The following is a 2,142-nucleotide window of genomic DNA, read 5'->3' on the forward strand; positions in this document are numbered from 1 at the left end:
ATGTTAATGGCAAAACTAAAATGTAGGAAAACGGCAATTTAAAATTGTTGGTTTTCCTACATTTTTTAGTATGCTTTTCTCATGCTTTCAAGGAGGATTTCATGAGAAAAGATATACGAGAAGGAGTTAAAAATTTAATGAATGAAGAAGCAAAACCAAGTTATGCTGCACTTGCCCGAAAGTTTAATTGTGATTATCGCACAATCAAACAGGCATTTCGTGAATTACAGACAGAAAAAAATGATCAAACTAAATCCAGGAGAAGAAGTAAGCTTGATCCTTACAAGGAGATAATAAAAACAAAATTAGAGGCTGAATGTACTGCGTACAGTATCTATTTATTTATTAGAAGAAAAGGCTATGACGGGAGTTACAGTCTAGTCAAGCAGTACTGCAGGAAAGAAAAAGTAGAGCGGACAAAGAAAGCGACCATCAGGGTGGAACATACGCCCGGCCTTTCGGCTCAGGTCGACTGGAAGGAAGACATGGTCTTACATACATGTGAAGGCAAGGTTGTCAGATTTAATATCTTTTTATATGTACTCAGTTATTCAAAGAAGAAATATATCACGTTGACCTTTGATAGGAGCCAGGATACTTTATTTTACTGTCTCGATGATGCATTCATTCACACCGGCGGTGTCCCGAAGGAAATATGGTTCGACAATATGCGGACTGTAGTGGATCAGTCCAGAACACGATTCTCACAGGTGAAATTCAATCAGAGGTTCTATGAATTCAGTAAAGATGCAGGTTTCAAACCGATTGCCTGTCGTCCTTACAGACCACAGACCAAAGGAATCGTCGAATCATTGGCAAGAACCATGGATAGACTGAAAGTCTATGACTATGAGTTCAGTGATACTGTAGAGCTGATCAACATCATTGATGATGTTTGTATTGAGTTGAATCAGGAATTCTCACAGGCAATCAGCTGTCCACCAGAGACAAAATGGTTGGAGAATGAAAAGAAGTATCTGCACGAACTACCGCCTAACCTCCTGAATCCCTATTTTGAGGAACAACTGACCAGAGTTGTCTCCAAGGAAGCCATGGTTCAGTTTCGTAAGTGCAAATACTCAGTCGATCCCCGATACATCGGAAAAGAAGTTGACATCGAAATTTCCGAAGATGGGTCCATTCAAATATATCATAATAATGAACTGATTCGCACACATACCCTTACCATCGATTACCTGAACTATCATGAGGAAGATAAGTTCAATATCCTTAAGTCAGACTTATATCGCCATAAAAGTGATGAAGAGATTCGGATGTTAATGAATAAAGCACTTTCTGATTATGACAGAATAGAACGGAGAGAATGATGAGCGAATACCTTGAACTTCTAGATAATTTTGAAGCCCTCGGCTTGATGAATATGCGGGAATATTATCCGGAGATACTACATATGAGCAGTGAAAAAGAACTGTCTCTGACAAGTATGTTGATCGATCTGACCAATAGAGAATTAGCTTTCCAGGACAAGAAGAAGTTAGACCGTGCTTTGATGAGAGCACGGTTTCCAGCCATTAAAACTTTTGATAGTTTTGATTTCAGCTTCCAGCCCTCCATCAAACCGACTGAGATACTTGAGCTGCAGCATCTGGGCTTTATGGAGTTCCAAGAAAATATCATATTCATCGGGAATCCCGGGGTAGGAAAAACACATCTCGCTATTTCTGTAGGCGTCTGTGCCTGTCATCAAGGGAAAAGGACGTTATTCATCACCTGTCATGAGCTGTTACTCAGACTTTCCTCAGCAAATAAAAAAGGAACTCTGGAGAGAGTTCTTCAAAGGTATGCGCGATATGAACTTCTCATCATCGATGAGATTGGGTATCTGCCCATCGAGAAGGATGAAGCTTATCTTTTATTCCAGTTACTTAATATGAGATATGAAAAACATTCCACTCTGTTTTCCACCAATGTACCTTTATCAAGCTGGGGTGAACTATTTAAAAGTCCAGAAACAGCTGTAGCCATACTCGATCGTCTTGTGCATCATTCAAGGATTTTTAGAATCACAGGAAAATCATATCGAATGATAAATAAGATACCATAGGTATACTACAGTTTGAAGTTGCCGAAAACCTACATTTTATTTTGCCCAAAACCTACATTTTTAAATTGCCCTTGACA

The 2,142-nt window shown here is 39.1% G+C and carries 2 protein-coding genes; both read left to right on the top strand.

Going from position 1 to position 2,142, the window contains the following annotated elements; genetic code table 11:
* The first annotated feature begins 101 nt into the window (after positions 1 to 101).
* A complete protein-coding gene (istA, locus tag ERX29_RS10710; protein ID WP_133444672.1) occupies positions 102 to 1,328 on the top strand; it encodes an IS21 family transposase in 1,227 nt (408 codons plus the stop codon).
* Positions 1,328 to 2,065 (top strand): IS21-like element helper ATPase IstB, encoded by a 738-nt coding sequence (gene istB, locus ERX29_RS10715; RefSeq protein ID WP_133444673.1) that lies wholly within the window; start codon positions 1,328 to 1,330, stop codon positions 2,063 to 2,065. The genes istA and istB overlap by 1 nt, the downstream gene beginning before the upstream one ends.
* Positions 2,066 to 2,142 lie beyond the last annotated feature (77 nt).

It is taken from the genome of Macrococcus lamae (assembly GCF_004359545.1).
GTDB classification, from domain to species: domain Bacteria; phylum Bacillota; class Bacilli; order Staphylococcales; family Staphylococcaceae; genus Macrococcus; species Macrococcus lamae.